The sequence below is a fragment of the Phaeovibrio sulfidiphilus genome (genome assembly GCF_014861485.1).
Taxonomy (GTDB): domain Bacteria; phylum Pseudomonadota; class Alphaproteobacteria; order Rhodospirillales; family Rhodospirillaceae; genus Phaeovibrio; species Phaeovibrio sulfidiphilus.
This window is the reverse complement of record NZ_JACZHT010000007.1, coordinates 97802-117346: the sequence shown is the minus strand read 5'-3', so window position 1 is coordinate 117346 and position 19545 is coordinate 97802. Positions and strand designations below refer to the sequence as shown.

Genomic DNA, 19545 nt, shown 5'->3' with positions numbered 1-19545 from the left:
ATCGGGGACCGTCCTGGTCACTCCACCGGGTTGCGCATCAGGACCAGCTCCTCCGCCGAGGTGGGGTGCACCGCGATGGTGGAGTCAAAGTCGGCCTTGGTCGCACCACAGCGCAGGGCAATGGCCAGCGGCTGAAGGATCTCGGGCGCGTCCGAGCCCATCATGTGACAGCCCAGAACCTTGTCGGTTTCGGCACAGACCACCAGCTTCATCACAACCTGCTCGTCCCGTCCGGCCAGAGTGTTGAGCATGGGCCGGAACGCGGTGCGGAAAATCCGGACCGGGCCGCGGGCGCGGGCCTCCGCCTCCGTCAGGCCGATCGCCCCGATGCACGGCTGGGAGAACACGGCGTGGGCCACAAGGGAGTAGTCCACGGTGCGCGGATTGTTGTTGTAGAAGGTCTCGGCGAAGGCCGCCCCCTCGTTGATGGCCACCGGCGTCAGCTGGATCCGGCCGGTCACATCACCGATGGCGAACACAGACTCCACGTTGGTGCGGTTCCACTCGTCCACCTGGATGGCCCCCGAGGGCGTCAGGGCAATGCCCAGCTCCTCGAGCCCCAGCCCGGCGATGTTGGGCACCCGCCCGGTGGCGAACATGACCTGATCGGCAACAGTCTGGCTGCCCGTATTGAACGACACGGCATAGGAGCCGTCGTCCTGGGGCGTGATCGAGGTGATCTCGGTGCGGGAGAGAACCTTGATGCCCCGGGTGGCCAGAGACCGGCTCATGGCGTCACGGATGTCCTCGTCGAAGCCCCGCAGCGGACGCTCCTTGCGGACAACCAGGGTCACATCCACCCCGAGAGCCCGGAAAATCCCGGCGAACTCCAGCGCAATGTAGCCCGCGCCCGCGATGACGATCCGCTTCGGCAGTTCGGGGAGGTCCAGCGCCTCGGTCGAGGTAATGGCGTGCTCCACACCCGGAACGTCCGGGAGGAACGGACGCCCGCCAACGGCGATCAGGATGCGATCGGCCGTGATGGTCCGGTCTCCGACCTGCACGGTGTGGGGATCCACAAGGCGCCCCGCCCCCTCGATGAGCTCAACGTTGTTGGAGCGCAGCACCGAGCGGTAGACCCCTTCCAGACGCTGGATTTCCCGGTCCTTGGCCTCGATCAGCTTCGCCCAGTCAAACGACGCTCCCTCAACGGTCCAGCCGTAGCCGGCCATGTCGCTGAGATGAAGCGCATAACGCGATCCGTAGACCAGGAGCTTCTTGGGCACGCACCCGCGTATGACGCAGGTGCCCCCCACCCGGGACGACTCAACAATGGCCACCCGGGCCCCGTATCCGGCAGACATGCGGGCGGCACGCACACCGCCCGATCCAGCTCCAATCACAAGCAGATCATAGTCGCGCGAAGACATACAGACTTCCTTTCGTTTTGTCCGGAGCCCGGTTCCGGGGCTCCACCTCCACAGCCCGGAGAGGGGTCACACCGTCAGGACTGGTCTTCCCTCAGCCACGTGTCCAGAAGACGGACGCCGTAGCCGGAGCCGCCCTTCGGAGCCAGGGTCCGGTCCTTCTTGGACCATGCCGTTCCGGCAATATCGATATGCGCCCAGGGAGTGTCGCCGACAAAACGCTTCAGGAACTGGGCGGCGGTAATGGATCCGGCCTCCCGGTTGCCCGCGTTTTTCATGTCGGCAATATCCGAATTGATCATGGCGTCATAGGCCTCGTTCATGGGCAGGCGCCACAGGTGCTCGTCCGAGGCCTCACCCGCGCGCATGAGCGACGCACACAGCTCGTCGCTGTTGCTGAACAGGCCCGCCATCTCCGAACCCAGCGAGATGAGGATGGCCCCGGTCAGGGTCGCCAGATCCACAATGCGCTTCGGCTTGTAGCGGGTGTTCGCGTAGTAGAGGACGTCCGCCAGAACCAGGCGGCCCTCGGCGTCGGTGTTGATGACCTCGATGGTCTGGCCGCTCATGGAGGTGACCACGTCACCTGGGCGCTGGGCCGCGCCGCCGGGCATGTTCTCCACCAGGCCGCACAGGCCGACCACGTTGACCGGAGCCTTGCGCAGGGCCAGGGTTTTCATCAGGCCGACCACAGCCGCCGCACCGGCCATATCCCACTTCATGTCCTCCATGCCGGCCGCCGGCTTGATGGAGATCCCGCCGGAGTCAAAGCACACGCCCTTGCCCACAATCGCGGTCGGGGCGTCGCCGGACTTTCCGCCCTTCCAGGACAGAATCATCAGGCGCGGCTTGCGCACCGAGCCCTGGGCCACACCCAGAAGGGCGCACATGCCCAGCTCCTGCATCTTGTCCTCGTCCAGCACCTCGATATCGAGGCCGAACTCCGAGAGGATGGAGCAGCGCTCCACAAAGGCCTCGGGGCTGAGAACGTTGGCGGGCTCGCTCACCAGGTTGCGGGTCAGGAAAATGCCGCGCGACAGGGCGTCGAACGGCTCCCAGGCGGTCCGGGCGGCGCAGGTATCCGGCGTCAGGACCGAAATCGACAGAAGCGCCGGGATGTCCTCGGGCTTGCGGGTCGTGTGGTACTTGTCGAACGCGTACCCCCGCAGGTTTGCCCCAAAGGCGACATGGGCCGCGATCGCATCCGGCGTCATGCGCGGGCACAGGCCCGGCGCGGCGCAGATAGAGCCGCTGGCCACCATGCCCGAAGCCAGGGCCGTCTGGGCCTTCGCCCCGAAGGCCTCGATGGTTTTCCCATCGACGTCGGCCGCCTTGCCAAGGCCGATCACATAGACCGGCGCCGCCTGGACGCCGGGCAGCAGCGGCACACACAGAACCTGTCCGTTCCGTCCGGTAAACGCCCGCGACGAGCTGATGATGTTTGAGAGGGCTCCGCCGCTGGCCTCGTCCACCGCCCGGACCTCGGGCACCGGATCCGAATCCTCGAACACGCCCAGGACAAGGGCACCGCAGACAGGCAGCTCAAGCTTCTCGAACGTAATTTTCATGTACTCGAACCTCCGGAGGGAGCAACAGGTTGACGGACAAAGTTCAGACGCCGGACCCATCATAACGGAGACAGGCCCTGTGGGAAGAAAAAGCAGCCCGAGCCCAAGGCCCGTGTGCTGCTTTCCCGAGGTGATGAAGCCCGATCAGGGCTTGGACTGCCCGATCAGGGCAAGGAACTCGCGGCGCGTGTCGGGGTTCTCGCGAAACGCCCCCAGCATGCAGCTTGTCACCATGGAGACACCCGGCTTGTGAACCCCGCGGGTGGTGATGCACTGGTGGGTGGCCTCGATCACCACACCCACACCCCGGGGCTGGAGCACGTCCTGAATGGTGTTGGCAATCTGGCGGGTCATCTTCTCCTGGATCTGGAGACGGCGGGCGTAGACCTCGAGCAGGCGGGCAAGCTTGGAGATCCCCACCACGCGCCGGTCCGGCAGATAGGCAATGTGGGCCTTTCCGATAATCGGAACCATGTGGTGCTCGCAGTAACTCTCGAGCCGGATATCCCGAAGCAGGATCAGCTCGTCGTAGTTTTCGACTTCCTCGAAGGTGCGCGCAAGAATATCGCGTGTGTCGATCCCGTAACCGGCGAAGAACTCCTCATACGCCTTCACCACACGCTTGGGGGTGTCCACAAGCCCCTCGCGTTCGGGATCGTCACCGGCCCAGCGGATCAGGGTCCGGACGGCGGCCTCGGCCTCCTCGCGCGTGGGCGCGGATTTTTGTTTTGACTGATTGGACATTCCACTTTTTTTCCTTGTTCCAGAGGATTTTCCAACCGGGGCAGGCTCCACCTTAAAACCTTTTGTTTTGACACGCGAGCAGGTTCTTTTCCCCCCAAAGCCCGGAAAACACGCCAAAACCGCGAAAACCCGAGGATTCCGCAGGGTCATCGGACATGACAAAAAGGATAGAAATTCGGGACAGTCCCGAGGACGGCGTGCCCTCCCCGATCCGGACCCGTGGCAGCGCGGACAGGCGCCCCGCATCAACAATCATAGCGTGTGCAATCGTCGGGGCAAATATGGTTTTTTGGACCGCCGTCCCGGCATGACCGGAGCACACCCGACACCGGAACGGGGGACGGGAGCACCGGAACGGCCCGCGGGAGCAAGCCGGGATGCGGGCTCGGGGCCCGGGGCTTGGGACCTGGGGCCGCGTCGCTCCCGGAGACCAGCGCCGGGGCGAAGACGTAAACACGGGCACAGGCATCGGCAGCGGCGCAGGTCAGGTCGAGACACAACCCAAGGACGACTCGCCGCACCGCAGGCGCGACTCGGGGCCGGTCCAGTCAGGACGTTCAGCGCTGCGACACCGCCCGGGCCCGGGGCGGAAGGGGCGTCAGCTCACGCGCGGAGCCGGTCTCACAGGGGGCCGGGAGGGCATACACAAGGGAGCGGGCGAACAGGGAGCGTCCCTCGGTGCCGATGGCCCGGGGACACAGGGGCGCAAGCTCCCGCAGCGCCGGGGAGTGGGGCGCTGACAGCGGGAAGCTGCCAGTTGCGGGTTTCCCCGCCCCCGCCACGCGGGCCGGGCCGTTCAGAAAGGTGCGGCTGCCTATCAGGCCCTCGCCCAGCAGAGACCCGGGGGCCCCGCGGAATTTGAATGTCACTCTGTCGTCTCCCGGCGGCAGGACGGCCCCGAAAAACCGGGCGTCCGGGCCGGAAAATCGGCAGGAGCGGCCGGGATGTCAAGACCGGCCACCGAAGCCCTGCACGCTTTTTTCCTTAGCATTTCTAATGTACGCTGTAAGGCGTTCCATACTCAGGGTCGGGAGGCAGCAATGAAAACCGAAAAGGGGGCCGGGCACACGGACGGCCCCAACACGGCAGAGGATCCGCACGGGACACGGGCCCACGACACGGACGGCCCACACAGGCTCGCGCGCTTTCGCATCACGGCGGGCGACGGCTTCCGCCTCGCCGACCACGACCCGGACGACACGGACGGGGCCCCGGACAACGGATCCGGCTCCCGCGAGAGGATGGAGGACCGGGTCCGGACCCTCGCAAAACTTCAGGAAAAACTGTTTGCCCACGGACGGTGGGGGGTTCTGGTTCTCTTCCAGGCCATGGACGCGGGGGGCAAGGATTCCTGCATCAAGCACATATTCTCGGGCGTAAACCCGCAGGGCTGTCAGGTGGTGTCGTTCAAGACGCCCTCCGCCAACGAGGTGCGCCACGATTTCCTCTGGCGCTGCGTCCGGGCGCTTCCGGAGCGCGGTCACATCGGCGTCTTCAACCGGTCGTTCTACGAGGACGTCCTGATTGCCCGGGTTCACCCCGAGACCCTTGAGGCCTGGAACCTCCCCGCAGACTGCACCGGACCCGACATCTGGGAACACCGCTACAGGGACATCGTGCACCTGGAGCACTACCTGGCGCGCAACGGCACCCTCGTCCTGAAGTTCTTCCTGCACATCTCGCGCGACGAGCAGCGCAAGCGCCTTCTGGCCCGGCTGGAGGATCCGGACAAGCACTGGAAGTTCGCCTGGTCCGACCTGCAGGAGCGCACCCGCTGGGACGACTACCAGAGCGCCTACGAGGACATGATCCGCGCCACGGCCACACCCGTTGCCCCCTGGCATGTGGTCCCGGCCAACAGCAAGCGCTTTGCCCGCAGCGTGGTGATGGACGTGATCATCGGGGCGCTGGAGCGTCTGGACCTGCGCACTCCGGAACCGGACGCGGCCATGCGAAAACTCATGGCGCGGGCGGAACAGCTTCTGAAAAACGACGAGGATCCGGGGCCGGGGGACGGGGTGCCCTCCTGAGGCCTGGAAGGCCAGGCCTCCGCCCGAAACCGGGCAACTGCGAGCCCCGCCCCACAACAGGGAACCGGATAGCCCGAGGCCGGGAGACCCGGGCTCTGCCCAAGGCCGGGTGAGCGGCTGCAAACGGGGCGAAAACCGGAGCCTCCTCCCCGCAGCGGGAGGGCCCGGACCGCGCCGGCGTCCGACGGCCCCCTTCCGCCCGAAACCGGACAACCGCAGCCCGCCAGCGCACCGGCGAACCCCGGCTTTTCCTCATTCTCGGCCCTGATGAGGCCTGAAAGGCAGGGGCAAGGCCCCCGCCAGGCCGCCCTACCAGCCGCCCCGGGCCAGCCAGGCGTCCACGATGTCCAGCCCCTCGACCGCCCAGAAGGGCTCGCCGTCCACATTGATGAACGGCGTGGCAATGACACCATCCTTGCGGGCGGCGTTCACCTCCTCGGTCAGGCGGCCCTGCCAGACCGGATCCGAGATGGCGTCCAGGAACTCGCCGCGCCCGTGCCCGCACGCGACCGCGATATCCGCCGCCACGTCCGGGTCCGCCACCTCGCTCCCGAGCTGGAACCGGGCCCGGAAGACCGCAAGGGCGTAGGCCCGCGAGGCCTCGCGCCCCTTTTCCTCCCGGATCCAGTGGAAGCCGCACGACGGCGCAATCGAGGCCCCCTTCGACAGGGGAACAGGCCGTGCGTACTCGAGCCCGTTCATCCGCAACAGGCGTCCCAGATCCCGCTGGATGTACTGCTCCACCCCCGGAACACGGCCGGGGGGGAAGCCCCAGGGGGCGCTCTCGTGGCACAGCATCTCCGAGGGGATGGCGCGCCAGCGCACATCCCGGGTATGCCGCCCGGCGATATCCATAATCCGCTCGGCGGCAACCCAGCTGTAGGGACAGTTGAAGTCGAAATAGAAAAACAGAGCTTCAGGCACGACCGGCCTCTCCTCGATATCGATCCCTACCAGGGAACATCGGCCCCGTCAAAACCGCGGAAGGCGCCAGTGTCCCCCGGGGTGAGGGCCTCAATGACCCGGCGCATGCCGGACACGGAATCCTTCGCCTCAAGCGGCGCGTCAGGGCCTCCCATGTCCGTACGCACCCAGCCCGGATGAAGGGCGGCCACGGTCACGCGGCCCGCAAGGGTGACGCTCAGCCCCTTGACCACCATGTTCAGGGCCGTCTTGCTGGTGCGGTAGATGATGTTGTCCCCGGAGATGTTCTCGGCGATGGAGCCCATCAGGGAGGACACATACACCGCCTTCGGAGCGCGGGCCGCCTCGAGGCGGGGCAGAAGGGCCTCGGTCAGCTTCAGGGGCGCAATGGCGTTGACCAGAAAGGTGTCCTGCCAGGAGGCCACGTCCACAGAGCCGAAGAGCTGGCCCTCTCCGAACGCGCCATACACACCGGCATTGTTCACGAACAGGTCAACGGGAGCGGACCCCAGGGACCGGGCGAAGTCCCCGAAGGTCTCCACCTTGCTGACGTCCAGGGCCACGACCTCCACGCCCAGATCCCTCAGGGCGCCGGCCTCGGCCGGATTGCGGCAGGTGGCGGTGACCGTCCAGCCGTCGTTTCTGTACTGGCGGGCGAACTCCAGCCCGAGGCCCCGGTTTGCACCGGTAATCAAAACATGGGGTGACATGCGTTCCTCCTTGTCCCTTTGTGCCTGTGCCAAAAAACAGGACGCCAAGTCTATTCCCCCCACCGGACGGACGCAAGTTCGCCAGCCCGCCGGCGGGCGGTTCGGGGCTTTGGAGCTGCCTCAGACACCCCACTGGGACAGCAGACGGGCCGCAAGGAAACCAAGGGCTGTGCCCCCCAGGCACAACAGAACCGATGCAAGGATATAGGTGATGGCCAGCACGGGGCGACCGTCCTGGAGAAGGGCCAGGGTCTGGAGGCTGAAGCTGGAAAAGGTGGTGAAACCGCCGCAGAATCCGACCATGAAGAAAACGCGCCAGGACCCGGACAGGAGCAACTCGCCGGAGGACACCACGGCCGCTGCCCCCAGCCCGATAATGAACGACCCGAAAACGTTGACGAACAACGTCCCCCAGGGAAAGAACGAGGACGGCAGGATCACAAGGGTGGCCCCGTAGCGGAACACCCCTCCCAGGGCACTGCCCAGGGCCACAGCCAGCCAGGTCATGACGGCCTCTCCTTTCCTTGTCCTTTCAGTCCAGCGGGCCGGTCGGTTCACCCGTCCGCCCGCGTGTCTGCTTGCCCGGTCCGTCCTTCGTCACCCGGTGAGCGGCCCGGCGGGCGCCCGGCTTGCGGCCCTTTGGCGCCCGGCCCATGGGCCTTTGGGTGCCGGCCTAGGGCCCGACCACAACGCCCGTCAGAAGGGCCGGATCCATGACCCGCTTGCGAACCCGCTCCAGATCCTCCAGCGTCAGGCCGCTCACGATGTCGTTGCGCTTGACGATGTAGTCCGGCGGCAGATCCAGAAGGCGCATGGACGCCAGCATGGAGGCCACGGACCCGGTGGAAGTGAACGACAGGGGCCAGGCACCGGTCAGATAGGTTTTCGCATCCTCCAGCTCCCGGGCGGTGGGACCGGAGGTGGCCATGCGGGTCCACTCCTCCTTGATCACCAGAAGGGAGCGGGGCATGCCCGAGTTCTCGGTTGCGGTCCCCACGAGCCAGACCCCCACCTTGTCGAAGGGATAGAGCGCGCTGTAGACCGAGTAGGCGAGGCCGCGCTTCTCGCGGACCTCCTCCATCAGACGGCTGTTGAAGCCCCCGCCCCCCATCACGTAGTTCAGCAGATAGAAGGCATGCCAGTCCGGATCCGGGCGCAGAAGGCCGGGCTGCATCAGCAGCGCGGTGGACTGGGGCACGTTGAACGGAACCCGGGTGACGCTCCCGTCAAACACGGGCTGCGGCGCCGGAACCTCCGGGCCGGACGCGGTTTCCGGAAGCGGACCGAACGTCCGGTCCAGAAGCACGGCCAGCTGCCCGGCGGAGATGTCCCCGGCCACGCCGATGGCCAGATTCTCCCGCGAGACCCGGGCCTTCAGGAACGCAAGCAGGTCATCCCGCCCCAGGGACCGGACCGACTCATCCGTGCCCTTCTCATCAAAAGCATAGGGATGGGTGCCGAAGACCTTGCCGAACAGGGCGTTGGTGGCAATCGACGACGGATCCCCGCTGTCCAGACGGATGCTGGCGAGGATGGCGGCCCGCATGCGCTCGATGGCGTCCGGATCGAGCCGGGGCTCGCACAGGGCCAGGCGCAGCATCTCGAAGGCCTCGTCCAGGGTGTCCGTCGTGGTGCGCAGCGACACACTGAGATTGTCGCGGTTGACCGAAAAATCAAGGGACACCGCAAGATCCTCGAGCCGGGACTGGAAGGCAAGGGCGTCCATGTCTCCTGCCCCCTCGTCAAACAGGGTCGAGAGCAGGTTGGCCGTACCACGCCTGTCCGCCGGGTCGTAGATCGAGCCGGCCTGGAACAGCACCTTCATGCTGACAACCGGCAAGGTGTCGTCGGACACCAGATAGGCCTTCAGGCCCAGGGGCGTCGTGACCGTGGCAACGCGGGCGTAGGCCGGGCCCTCCTGCGGAGCCCGGAACACAAACCACGCCAGCGCTCCGCAGACGCAGGCAACGACCAGAAGCGCAACACTCAGCATGCGGGCCCTCATTGTGCGGCCTCCCCTTCGGCGTCCTGTCCGGGAAGAAGGATGCCCGTGACCATCCGGCGGGTGTCCGGATTGAACAGGGCCTTTGCAGCGGCCTCGACGGCCTCCACGGTGACGGCGTCCAGGCGGGCGGGCCAGCTCTCCACGCTCTCCACCGTGCTGCCGGTGGTCAGGGCGACCCCCATGGTCTGGGCGCCCCGGGACAGGGAATCCCGGGCATAGACCAGACCGGCCTTCAGGCGGTGGCGGGCCCGGGCGACCTCGTCCGCATCCACCCCCGAGGCCAGAAGCCGGGCAAGCTCCGCGTCCAGCTCCTTGACGAGGGTCTCGGTGGACACGCCCTCCGCCGGGATGGCGTAGAGGCCGAAGGTGCCGTAGTCGAGGGACTCCGCCGAGTACCAGGCCCCCGCGCTGACCGCAATCTTCCGGTCCACCACAAGGGAGCGGTACAGGTGGCTGGTGGGGCCGCGGCCCAGAAGCTCGGCAAACACCTTGAGAGCGTCCACATGACCGTTCGGGTCGCTGGACTGGGCGGGAGCCACAAGAATCCGGGTGATGCTGGGCTGGCGGACCTGCCAGTGGTGCAGAACCATGGTGTCGTCCAGCGCGGCCCCGGGAACACGGTCGCGGGACCGGACACCGAACCCGCGGGATTTCAGCTGGCCGTAGGTCCGCTCCGCCAGCGGGCGAACGTCCTCGGTGCGCACGTCCCCGGCCACGATCAGGATGGCGTTGTCCGGGCCGTAGAAGCGGTCATAGAACGCGAGGGCATCCTCGCGGGTCAGGCGGACCAGCTCATCCTCCCAGCCGATCACCGGATTGGCGTAGGGGTAGTCCCCCCAGAGCCGCTTGCGCATCTGCTCCATCAGCAGGGACGAGGGCTCGGTGTCCGTCCGGGCGCGGCGCTCCTCACGGACCACCGAGAGCTCGGTGCGGAAATCCTCCTCGCCGAACAGAAGGTTGACCATCCGGTCCGCCTCCATCTCCATGACCATCGGAAGGTGCTCCCTCGCGATGCTCTGGTAGTAGGCGGTGTAGTTGTCCGAGGTGAACGCGTTGTCGTTCCCGCCATGACGGGCGATGATTTTCGAGAACTCCCCCGCCGCAAGGGTTTTGGTCCCCTTGAACATCATGTGTTCCAGAAGGTGGGCCAGACCGGACTTGCCGGCGGGCTCGTCGGCGGCGCCCACCCGGTACCAGACCATGTGGTGAACCACCGGGCTGCGATGGTCCGGCAGGACCACAACCTTGAGACCGTTCGACAGCTCGAAGGTTCCGGGGTCGAAGACCTGCGCCGGAGCGGCACGCGCCGTCATCAGGACAAGAGCGGCGCCAAGACACGCCACAAGCAGTTTTCGCGGGAACAGGCGGACAGCAGACGACATGACAGGGACATGAACCACAGAAAAGTGAGAGGGGCTGGGGAGTGCGCGCGGACCTTGCGGCCGGAGCCGAAAAACCGCCGGGAACACAAAGGGTAACCCGATCCGGGGGAAAAGCGGAGAAAAATCCTCCGCCTCCCCTCCCCTTGCGCCACACGGCCGCCCGGAGGGGCCGGCAGGACGTACCCGGCCCATCAGGATCCCTCGCGGGCCCCCAACAAAAAAGCCCTCCCGCACCGGGGCGGGAAGGCTTTTTAATCAGCAGAGCTGCGGGAGAACCCGAAGGCTCATCCGGCTTCCTGAAGCTTCTCCAGGCGACGGCGGATGCGGCGCAGGTCCGGGCTGAGCTCGGAGGCCGGGGTGCCGAGGAGGAAAGCGTCAAGGCCACCACGGTGCTCGATCGTGCGCAGGCCGTGGGCCGACAGACGCAGACGCACGGTGCTGCCGAGCTTGTCGCTCATCAGGGAGTTCACCTGAAGGTTCGGCAGAAAGCGCCGGCGGCTTTTGATATTGGAGTGGCTGACGTTGTTGCCGGACTGAACGCCTTTTTTTGTAACGGGGCAACGGCGGGACATGGGCCAATCCTTTCCTGAGCGTCTTGATATTGGCAATTGGTTTGAGAAACGTGCGTCCCTGGTCCGGGACTGGAGCGCGCCTTTTATACGGCATACTCCGAAACGTCAAGAGAAATAAGCCCGGCGCCTGGCCCCACAAGCAAAACGATCACTGGAGCAAGACGGCAAGGGCACTGTTCCCAAGAAGGTGAAGAAGGTTGAAGTGAATCATCAGCCCGTACACCAGGGCCGAGACCCCAAGGGCAATCAGGCCGGCCCCCGAAACCCGGTTGAGCCACAGCAGCCAGTGGGGCGTGAAGTGGGCCCGCACCAGGCTCGCACCGAAGGCCAGGATGAACCACCAGGAGGCCGCACCGGTGAACACGCCCAAAATCAGCTCCGTCGCCCCGAAGGCGTCGGTTTTGGGGTCCACGGTCACGGAAAACGTGGCAAAAAGCGCCATGAACGCAACAACCGTGACCGGATTCGTCAGGGTGATGAAGAACGTGGACAGAAAATCCCTCACGTACCCCGACCCGGACTTGGCCTCGGGTGAGAAGACCGGGGGCCGATAGAGGCACCTCAGGCCGATGAACACGAGGAACAAACCGCCGGAGGTGGCCAGCCAGACCTTGTGACTGTCGAGAAACTCGCTGACAAGCCCCAGACCGAGTGCCGCCACAGCTCCATAGAACGTGTCGGCGCAGGCGGCCCCAAGACCGGCGACGAAGGCCGCAATCCGGTCATCGGCCAGCGCCTTGCGAATGCAGATGATGGCAACGGCCCCGACGGGAACGGCGATGGCGAAGCCGATGATCACGCCCTTGATGAAAGGTAGTATTGACATGGATCCCTTAATCCCGCGCCTGAACGAAAAAATGCTGACGCGCCTTTCCGGGACGTGACGATAGCCGTAACCGGCCTGCCGGGCAAAGCCGAAATGACAGTTTCCCGAAATGTCATGATGTTGCAGCCCCTTGAAGATGCGGGTACGCGCCCGGGATTTCAACTGGAAACGGGTTGAATTCCGCTTTTCAAGTCCCCCGGGAGAGGGCACAATCACGGTCCATCAAAACGGCCCCGACGGCCGACCGGATCCCGCTGTTTGTCAGGAGTCCGGCCTGATTTTTTCCGTCACGGAGGTTTCATGAAACGCTCAAAATCCCTCTCGCTGCTTCTCATGGGCTCGGTGGCCCTTGGGGTGTCGGCCTGTGATTCCCAGCAAGACGACGTCCGGGTTTTCAGCAGCATCCAGGACTGCATCGCAAGCGATCTCTTCAGCTACTCCGAGTGCAAGAGCTTCATGGACGAGGCCCTGTCCAACACGCCGGCCTTCACGTCCCAGGCGGACTGCGAGGCCCAGTTCGGCGCCGGCGCCTGCCAGGCCGGGACGCAGGGAGCTCCCCAGGACGGATCCCAGGTGGTACAGGGCTCCGGGTCCATGTGGATGCCCATGCTGGCGGGTTTCATGGCCGGACACTTCCTCTCGCGGGGCATGTCCATGGCCGGATCCCAGGGGCTCTACAAGGGGCCGGACGCCCAGGGCCCGGCAAAGGCCGGGACCGCGGGCACGCTGCGCACCGCGACCGGCGACCCGGTCAAGGCCGATTCCCGCGGACGGGTCAGCGGCGCCTCGCCCAAGGTGATGCAGTCCATGACCCACAACGCCCGCCCGGCCATGGGCCGCAGCGGCATGGGAACGCGCGGCGGCTTCTCCGGCGGCGGAGCCTACGGCGGAGGCGGCTCGTGAAGCGTCTCCCGATGCCGGTTCGTCCGAACTGGGAGGAGGTCGCCCGCGAGCACGGGTTTCACTTTCACCGGATCGACGGCGAGCTCTACTGGGACGAATCGGCCTGCTACAGCTTTACCCTGGACGAGATTGAGCAGGGCCTCGAGGACCCGGCCCAGGAACTGGCGGACATGTGCCTGGACCTGGTCTCCGAGGTGGTGGGGGACGAGTACCAGCTGAACCGTCTCGGCATCCCCGAGATGTTCCACGACCTTGTGCGTGACAGCTGGCAGCGCAACGAGCCGTCCCTTTACGGACGGTTCGACTTTGCCTTTGACGGCACGGGACCGGCCAAGCTCTACGAGTACAACGCCGACACCCCCACGTCCGTCTACGAGGCCGCCTTCTTCCAGTGGAAGTGGCTGGAGGACATGATTGCCTCCGGCCACCTTCCGGACAGCGCGGACCAGTTCAACTCGATCCAGGAACGGCTGATCGAGACCTTCTCCACCTTCCAGGTGCCCGAGGTGATGCACTTTGCCTCCATGGCCGGATCGGAGGAGGACCGGGCCACGGTGGAGTACCTGCGCGACTGCGCCATGCAGGCGGGCCTCTCCACCCGGCAGATGCTGATGGAGGACATCGGAACCGATTCCTCGGGCCTCTTTGTGGACGGCGACAATCAGCCGATCCACTGGCTGTTCAAGCTCTACCCCTGGGAGTTCATGTGGGAGGACAGCTTTGCACCGAACGTGGTGCGCTGTGACACCACATTTGTGGAGCCACCCTGGAAAATGGTGCTGTCCAACAAGGGGCTTCTCCCCCTTCTGTGGGAGCGCTTCGAGGGGCACCCCAACCTGCTGCCCGCCTGGTTCCACGATCCGGACGAGCCGCCCCCGTGCGACAGCTATGTGGTCAAGCCGCTGCTGTCCCGGGAGGGCGCCAACGTCCACGTGGTGGAGGACAACCGGGAGGTCTACGCCTCCGGCGGCATGTACGGCGGACGCCGGTACGTGGGGCAGGCCCTCCACATGGTGCCCTACGTGGACGGACACGGGCCGGTGTGCGGGGTCTGGATCGTGGGCAACCGGGCCTGCGGCCTGGGGATCCGGGAGGATAACGGCCCCATCACATCGGACGCCTCGCGCTTCGTTCCCCACATCATCCTCGACGAGCGGGGCTGAGACACGCTCCCCGGCCACAGACGCCGGGGACGCTCCCTGACAGCCGGGGCCCGAGGCGCACCGGGCGTCAGGGGAACTCCCGCTCCAGAAACAAGTTCCCCCCGCAGCCTGTCCGGCCGGCGGGGGGAGTGCGGGGCTGCCCGGGGGGGACGGGGCAGGCCCAATGGAGTACGGGCGCAAGGCCCGATGTACTAAGGGCGCGGGCCACAAGCCGTCTGATACGGCTGCGGGCCACGGGCCCGATAAAGTTGCGGGCCACAGGCCCGATAGGGCTGAGGGCGACCGCTCAGGAGCGCCCGACCCGCGGGGAACGGAGTGTCCGACCCGCGTCCAGCCCCGCACCTGTGAGCCACGCGCCCCGACACCCGAAAAAAACCATCACACCAGCACCGGCAGGAGCTGGCGGCACCGGCAGGAGCTGCCGAAGCCAAGCTCGGGGTCACAGGCACACGGTCCGGCTCACCGGCACCAACCGGCCACTGCACGAGGCCCGGCACTCACCGCCCGGTCCCCGTCCTCCGGAGAGAGGACCAGCCCGAAGTCCGGCCTCTGAGAAAAAGGGTAAACATAGAAAGCAACGCGGCTCAAGACTAAAAAAAAAAAAACCAAAAGATTAACCAAACAAAAGGCAATAGATTGCATTAATTTGACATAAAATACGTATAACAATGTAATTATGTTAAACAAACACGGACTACTACACATGCCGCTGTGTTAAATAAGGATTGTTTTTACAGTATTCGCCCGGATTATCGGGCGCCCGGTCACCGCAAAGCCGGACACCCGACACCGGCTCACCGGATCACCCGCTGGGGCGCACGGCCCCGCCGGACTGACAGGGCACGCCCGCCTCCCGATCCATCGGCAACTGCGTGCCCCCTCCCCCTTCCCGGACACCCAAAACGGCCCCACACGCACGCGCCCACAGGACCAGCGCCCCGGCATGACGGCACCGCATACCCGGGCGGGCAGCACGCCCGTGGAAGGCACGACGGGACCGGCCGGGAATCGCGTATCCCCGGGCCAGAGGCGGCCGTTCACGCACACACACGAGCCCCGGATCCGCATTCCGGATCGGGCGCGCTCCAGGGGCCGGCACTGTTCAGAAGACAGGGGGAAAGGGAGATCAGCGGGGGAGAGCCGCCTTCGGGGCTCGGGACGCTCGGGAGGGGGCCCCGGGGCCGGTCGGGGGGGATCCGAATTGCCGGTATCCCCCTCCGGACCGAAATCACTAGCGGGCCGAGGCGCTTCGGGTGACCTGGCCGGCAGAAGCCGACGTGGCCGCATCGTTTGCCATGGCGATAATCAGCGCCCCAAGGCCAAGCGCGAAAACAAACGTTCCTGCAAAAAAGAAACGCATGGGTCTCGACATGAGTCTACCTCGTTGCCGGGAAAAAGCGCCCCGGACGACGTGTCCGACAGCGTTTTTTCCTGTCTGTCCGGGCCCTCCCCGACCGGCCTGGGGGAGAGTCTCCGGACTGGATTGACTGAGCTTAGGAACAGCCGGTCGTACCACCACACGTATCGCACTTCAGGCAGGTGCCGTTGCGCACCAGTGTGAAGTTTCCACACTCGGGACAGCTGTCCCCCTCGTACCCCTTCAGCCGGGCCTCCCGGATGCGGTCTCCCGTGCCCGGTCCTGCGGCCGCCGAAACGGACGTTCCGAAGCCATCGGTTCCGGTCGAGGCCAGCGCCTGTTCCGCACCCCGGCCCAGAAGGGCCGTTCCCGGCACCGCTTCCGACGACACCGCCCCGGTGGAGGCGGTCGCCTGCTCTGCAGCTTCCCGGCACTTCAGAACATACAGGTTCGAGCGGACGTAGCCCGCACTCACGGGTTCGTTCGCAACCGCAGCCTCAGTGTTCGGGGGGGGGACGTTTCCTTCCTGATGACCTCGTCCAAGAGAGTCCGGCATCAGATCACGGGGTTCGACATGAGCCAGATCGGTCCTGCCAAGATAGCTGATAGCCACCTCCCGGAAGATATAGTCCAGAATGGAGGTTGCCATTTTAATCGTGTCGTTGCCCTCGACCATCCCCTGGGGTTCAAAGCGGGTGAAGGTGAACGCCTCGACGAATTCCTCAAGCGGCACACCGTACTGCAGGCCAATGGAGATCGCAATGGCGAAGTTGTTCATCAGGGAGCGGAAGGCCGCGCCCTCCTTGTGCATGTCGATGAAGATCTCGCCAAGGCGCCCGTTCTCGTACTCGCCGGTCCGGATATAGACCTTGTGGCCGCCAACGATGGCCTTCTGCGTGTACCCCTTGCGACGGGTCGGCAGACGGGTGCGCATCGCGGGGCCGGCCCGCTCGACCACGCGCTCGACGATGCGCTCGGCGATCACCGCACTCTTTGCCGGAATGCTGGCGGAGGCCAGAAGCTCGGCCGTGTCGCTGTCCTCGTCGTCCTCGTCCCCGGCAAGATCCAGGGCCACAGACGACAGGGGCTGAGACAGCTTGGAGCCGTCCCGGTACAGGGCGTTCGCCTTCAGCCCCAGTCTCCAGGACAGGAGATAGGCGTCAAGGCAGTCCTGGATGCTGGCCGTCGAGGGCATGTTGATGGTCTTGGAGATGGCGCCCGAGAGGAACGGCTGGGCCGCCGCCATCATGTGGATATGGGACTGGGCCGAGAGCACCCGGGTTCCGATCCGGCCGCACAGGGCAGCGCAGTCGAACACGGCGATGTGCTCGTCCTTCAGGTGGGGGGCCCCCTCCAGGGTCATGGCTCCGCAGACCCAGGTGTTGGCCGCGTCGATCTGGGTGCGGGTGAAGCCAAGGGCCGCCAGAAGATCAAAGTCCGGAGCATTGAGCTGATCGGGCGTGAACTTCAGGGTGTCGGTCAGGAAGGCATCCCCGAGGGTCCAGCGGTTGAAGACGAACCGGATGTCGAAGGCGTTTTCCAGGGCCTTTGCCAGCCGCTCCAGGGTCGCGTCGTCAAAGCCGATGGCGCGCAGGCGCTCCGGGTTGATGTAGGGCGCGCCGTCCAGGGAGACATGGCCGAGAGCATGGGTCTCGATGTCCGCAATCTCCTCGGCGGTGTAGCCCAGGGTCCGCAGGGCCCGGGGCACCATGCCGTTGATGATCTTGAAATAGCCGCCGCCGGCCAGCTTCTTGAACTTCACCAGCGCGAAGTCCGGCTCGATTCCGGTGGTGTCGCAGTCCATCAGCAGGCCGATGGTGCCCGTGGGCGCCAGAACCGAGACCTGGGCGTTGCGGAAGCCGTAGCGCGTGCCGTCAACAAGGGCGCGCTCCCAGGCGGCCCGGGCTGCCTCCACGATCCGCGGATCCGGGCAGGTGTCCGCATCCAGGGGAACGGGGGTGGCGGCCAGATCCTCGTAGCCGTCGGCCTCACCCATTGCGGCGCGCCAGTGGTTGCGCATGACCCGAAGCATGGGCGCACGGTTCGACTCGAAGCCGGCAAAGGCCCCGAGCTGTCCGGCCATTTCGGCGCTGGTGGCATAGGCCTCGCCGGTCATCAGGGCGGTGATGGCTCCGCACAGGGCGCGGGCCTCGGGGCTGTCGTAAGGCAGGGCGCTGCCCATCAGCAGGCCGCCCAGGTTGGCGTACCCGAGCCCCAGGGTCCGGTAGCGCCAGGACCGCTCGGCAATCTCGCGCGACGGGAACTGGGCCATGAGAACCGAGATCTCGAGAGCCACGGTCCACAGGCGGCAGGCGTGGCGGAAGGCCTCCACATCGAAGGCCTCGCCCTCCTTCTGGAAGGTGACCAGGTTGAGGGACGCCAGATTGCACGCCGTGTCATCCAGGAACATGTACTCGGAGCACGGGTTCGAGGCGTTGATCCGTCCCGAATTCGGGCAGGTGTGCCAGGCATTGATGGTGGTGTCGAACTGGAGACCGGGGTCGGCCGAGGCCCAGGCGGCCTCGCCGATCTTGTCCCACAGGCGACGGGCCGGGACGTCCCGGGTTTTCGTGGTCGTGCGCTCACGCAGGGTCCAGGGCGCATCGGCCAGGACGGCCTCGAGGAACGCATCCGTGATGCGGACCGTATTGTTCGAGTTCTGGCCCGAGACGGTCTGGTAGGCTTCCGAATCCCAGTCCGTGTTGTAGGTCTCGAAGGTGATGTCCCGCACCCCCTGGCGACCCAGCTCCAGGGCCTGGCGCAGGGTGTTCTCCGGCACCATGTCCTTGCGGGCCGCCCGCAGCGCGCGGGCAAGGGCCCGGTTTTTCGAGGGCTCGAACCGGTCGTCGGCGGGAAGGGCCAGGGCCGTCTCCGTGTGGAGGGCCGCGAGGACGGACTTCAGGGCACGCTCGACCACGCGCGATCCGGCCGCCAGAGCCGCAACCTTGCGCTCCTCGCGGACCTTCCAGTCAATGAAGGCCTCGATATCCGGGTGGTCGATATCGCAGATCACCATCTTGGCGGCCCGGCGGGTGGTTCCGCCGGACTTGATGGCGCCCGCGGCCCGGTCACCGATTTTCAGGAAGCTCATGAGCCCGGAGGACCGCCCGCCGCCGGAGAGGGACTCCCCCTCGCCGCGCAGGGACGAGAAGTTGGTCCCGGTGCCGGAGCCGTACTTGAACAGGCGCGCCTCGCGGACCCAGAGATCCATGATGCCGCCCTCGTTGACCAGGTCATCGCGGATGGACTGGATGAAGCAGGCGTGGGGCTGGGGACGCTCGTAGGCGTTCTCCGAGGGGTGGACCTCGCCGCTCACGAAGTCGGCGTAGAAGTGGCCCTGCCCCGGGCCGTCGATCCCGTAAGCCCAGTGAAGCCCCGTGTTGAACCACTGGGGCGAGTTCGGCGCGGCCATCTGGCTCGCCAGCATGAAGCGCATCTCGTCGTAGAACGCGAGGGCGTCCCGCTCCGTGTCAAAGTAGCCGCCCTTCCAGCCCCAGTAGGTCCAGGTCCCGGCCAGCCGGTCGAAAACCTGGCGGGAATCGCTCTCCCCCCCGTAGCGCTCCTCCTCGGGCAGTTCCTCGAGCGCCGCGGTGTCTGCCGCGTGACGCCACAGCCACAGGGGAACATCGTCCTCCCGAACAGCCTTCAGACGGACCGGAACCCCCGCCTTGCGAAAATACTTCTGGGCCAGAATGTCCGTGGCGACCTGAGAGAAGCTCTCGGGAACAAGAATGTTCTCCGCGCGGAACACCACGGACCCGTCAGGATTGCGGATTTCGGACGTGGCTGTGCGAAACGGGATACTGTCGTACGGGCAGACGTCCGGAAGGGTGAAAAAACGCTCGAAACGCATGACATATCTCTCGCGGAAAACAGGACTGGGAAAGGGACGGAGGAGGCGGGAGGCGTCCGTAACGGACATCAAAACAACATGTAGTGTATCGCCTACCCGGAAACACCAATATGATCGAGGCTCTGGCGCGGCGCAAGAAAA

General features: G+C 65.8%; 16 protein-coding genes. 3 read left to right on the top strand and 13 right to left on the bottom strand.

Translation table 11 applies throughout. From position 1 onward, the window contains the following. Positions 1-17 precede the first annotated feature (17 nt). From gor to IHV25_RS09190, 4 genes are all read right to left on the bottom strand, one after another. The gene (gene gor / locus IHV25_RS09205; RefSeq protein ID WP_192534834.1) at positions 18-1370 is read right to left on the bottom strand and encodes a glutathione-disulfide reductase; all 1353 of its coding nucleotides are present in this window, start codon (positions 1368-1370) and stop codon (positions 18-20) included. Between the two features lie 74 nt (positions 1371-1444). Further along, positions 1445-2935 carry a leucyl aminopeptidase gene (locus tag IHV25_RS09200; protein ID WP_192534833.1) on the bottom strand — a complete coding sequence of 497 codons (1491 nt, stop codon included), beginning with the start codon at positions 2933-2935 and terminating at the stop codon, positions 1445-1447. A gap of 144 nt (positions 2936-3079) precedes the next feature. Further along, positions 3080-3679, bottom strand: a complete 600-nt coding sequence (gene folE, locus IHV25_RS09195) for a GTP cyclohydrolase I FolE (RefSeq protein WP_192534832.1) — start codon at positions 3677-3679, stop codon at positions 3080-3082. Between the two features lie 557 nt (positions 3680-4236). Next, positions 4237-4548: a hypothetical protein gene (locus IHV25_RS09190; RefSeq protein WP_192534831.1), complete on the bottom strand. Its 312-nt coding sequence runs from the start codon at positions 4546-4548 to the stop codon at positions 4237-4239. A 171-nt stretch (positions 4549-4719) separates the two neighbouring features. Here IHV25_RS09190 and IHV25_RS09185 point away from each other — a divergent pair, with 171 nt between their 5' ends. Continuing rightward, positions 4720-5709: a polyphosphate kinase 2 family protein gene (locus IHV25_RS09185; protein WP_192534830.1), complete on the top strand. Its 990-nt coding sequence runs from the start codon at positions 4720-4722 to the stop codon at positions 5707-5709. A 309-nt stretch (positions 5710-6018) separates the two neighbouring features. On the opposite strand, the gene IHV25_RS09180 is transcribed toward IHV25_RS09185, so the two are convergent. From IHV25_RS09180 to IHV25_RS09150, 7 genes are all read right to left on the bottom strand, one after another. After that, on the bottom strand, positions 6019-6633 hold the full coding sequence (locus tag IHV25_RS09180; RefSeq protein ID WP_192534829.1) for a DsbA family protein: 615 nt from the start codon (positions 6631-6633) through the stop codon (positions 6019-6021). Between the two features lie 26 nt (positions 6634-6659). Then, complete coding sequence (locus IHV25_RS09175) at positions 6660-7343, bottom strand: SDR family oxidoreductase (RefSeq protein WP_192534828.1); 684 nt, start codon at positions 7341-7343, stop codon at positions 6660-6662. Positions 7344-7463: 120 nt separating this feature from the next. Continuing rightward, positions 7464-7850 (bottom strand): fluoride efflux transporter CrcB, encoded by a 387-nt coding sequence (gene crcB, locus IHV25_RS09170; protein ID WP_192534827.1) that lies wholly within the window; start codon positions 7848-7850, stop codon positions 7464-7466. A gap of 166 nt (positions 7851-8016) precedes the next feature. Continuing rightward, entirely contained in the window at positions 8017-9348 is a 1332-nt protein-coding gene (locus tag IHV25_RS09165) for a M16 family metallopeptidase (RefSeq protein WP_192534826.1), read from the bottom strand. Beyond that, positions 9345-10730, bottom strand: coding sequence for a M16 family metallopeptidase (locus IHV25_RS09160; RefSeq protein WP_192534825.1), 1386 nt, complete (start codon positions 10728-10730; stop codon positions 9345-9347). The genes IHV25_RS09165 and IHV25_RS09160 overlap by 4 nt, the downstream gene beginning before the upstream one ends. Before the next feature lie 284 nt (positions 10731-11014). Further along, positions 11015-11302: a 50S ribosomal protein L28 gene (gene rpmB / locus IHV25_RS09155; protein WP_192534824.1), complete on the bottom strand. Its 288-nt coding sequence runs from the start codon at positions 11300-11302 to the stop codon at positions 11015-11017. A 148-nt stretch (positions 11303-11450) separates the two neighbouring features. Next, positions 11451-12128 (bottom strand): LysE family translocator, encoded by a 678-nt coding sequence (locus IHV25_RS09150; RefSeq protein ID WP_192534823.1) that lies wholly within the window; start codon positions 12126-12128, stop codon positions 11451-11453. Between the two features lie 300 nt (positions 12129-12428). Between IHV25_RS09150 and IHV25_RS09145 the strand changes: the two genes are divergently transcribed. Together IHV25_RS09145 and IHV25_RS09140 are read left to right on the top strand one after the other, a co-directional pair. Continuing rightward, positions 12429-13031, top strand: coding sequence for a DUF1190 domain-containing protein (locus tag IHV25_RS09145; RefSeq protein ID WP_192534822.1), 603 nt, complete (start codon positions 12429-12431; stop codon positions 13029-13031). Next, positions 13028-14194, top strand: a complete 1167-nt coding sequence (locus IHV25_RS09140; protein ID WP_192534821.1) for a glutathionylspermidine synthase family protein — start codon at positions 13028-13030, stop codon at positions 14192-14194. Before IHV25_RS09145 ends, IHV25_RS09140 begins: the two co-directional genes overlap by 4 nt. Positions 14195-15425: 1231 nt before the next feature. On the opposite strand, the gene IHV25_RS09135 is transcribed toward IHV25_RS09140, so the two are convergent. Beyond that, complete coding sequence (locus tag IHV25_RS09135) at positions 15426-15566, bottom strand: hypothetical protein (RefSeq protein ID WP_192534820.1); 141 nt, start codon at positions 15564-15566, stop codon at positions 15426-15428. 121 nt (positions 15567-15687) lie between these two features. After that, positions 15688-19404 (bottom strand): vitamin B12-dependent ribonucleotide reductase, encoded by a 3717-nt coding sequence (locus tag IHV25_RS09130; protein WP_192534819.1) that lies wholly within the window; start codon positions 19402-19404, stop codon positions 15688-15690. Positions 19405-19545: the final 141 nt, after the last annotated feature.

Coding starts and splice junctions, on each gene's coding strand:
- gor (WP_192534834.1), bottom strand. CDS start 1,370: ATGTCTTCGCGCGACTATGATCTGCTTGTGATTGGAGCTGGATCGGGC.
- IHV25_RS09200 (WP_192534833.1), bottom strand. CDS start 2,935: ATGAAAATTACGTTCGAGAAGCTTGAGCTGCCTGTCTGCGGTGCCCTT.
- folE (WP_192534832.1), bottom strand. CDS start 3,679: ATGTCCAATCAGTCAAAACAAAAATCCGCGCCCACGCGCGAGGAGGCC.
- IHV25_RS09185 (WP_192534830.1), top strand. CDS start 4,720: ATGAAAACCGAAAAGGGGGCCGGGCACACGGACGGCCCCAACACGGCA.
- IHV25_RS09175 (WP_192534828.1), bottom strand. CDS start 7,343: ATGTCACCCCATGTTTTGATTACCGGTGCAAACCGGGGCCTCGGGCTG.
- crcB (WP_192534827.1), bottom strand. CDS start 7,850: ATGACCTGGCTGGCTGTGGCCCTGGGCAGTGCCCTGGGAGGGGTGTTC.
- IHV25_RS09165 (WP_192534826.1), bottom strand. CDS start 9,348: ATGAGGGCCCGCATGCTGAGTGTTGCGCTTCTGGTCGTTGCCTGCGTC.
- IHV25_RS09160 (WP_192534825.1), bottom strand. CDS start 10,730: ATGTCGTCTGCTGTCCGCCTGTTCCCGCGAAAACTGCTTGTGGCGTGT.
- rpmB (WP_192534824.1), bottom strand. CDS start 11,302: ATGTCCCGCCGTTGCCCCGTTACAAAAAAAGGCGTTCAGTCCGGCAAC.
- IHV25_RS09150 (WP_192534823.1), bottom strand. CDS start 12,128: ATGTCAATACTACCTTTCATCAAGGGCGTGATCATCGGCTTCGCCATC.
- IHV25_RS09145 (WP_192534822.1), top strand. CDS start 12,429: ATGAAACGCTCAAAATCCCTCTCGCTGCTTCTCATGGGCTCGGTGGCC.
- IHV25_RS09135 (WP_192534820.1), bottom strand. CDS start 15,566: ATGTCGAGACCCATGCGTTTCTTTTTTGCAGGAACGTTTGTTTTCGCG.
- IHV25_RS09130 (WP_192534819.1), bottom strand. CDS start 19,404: ATGCGTTTCGAGCGTTTTTTCACCCTTCCGGACGTCTGCCCGTACGAC.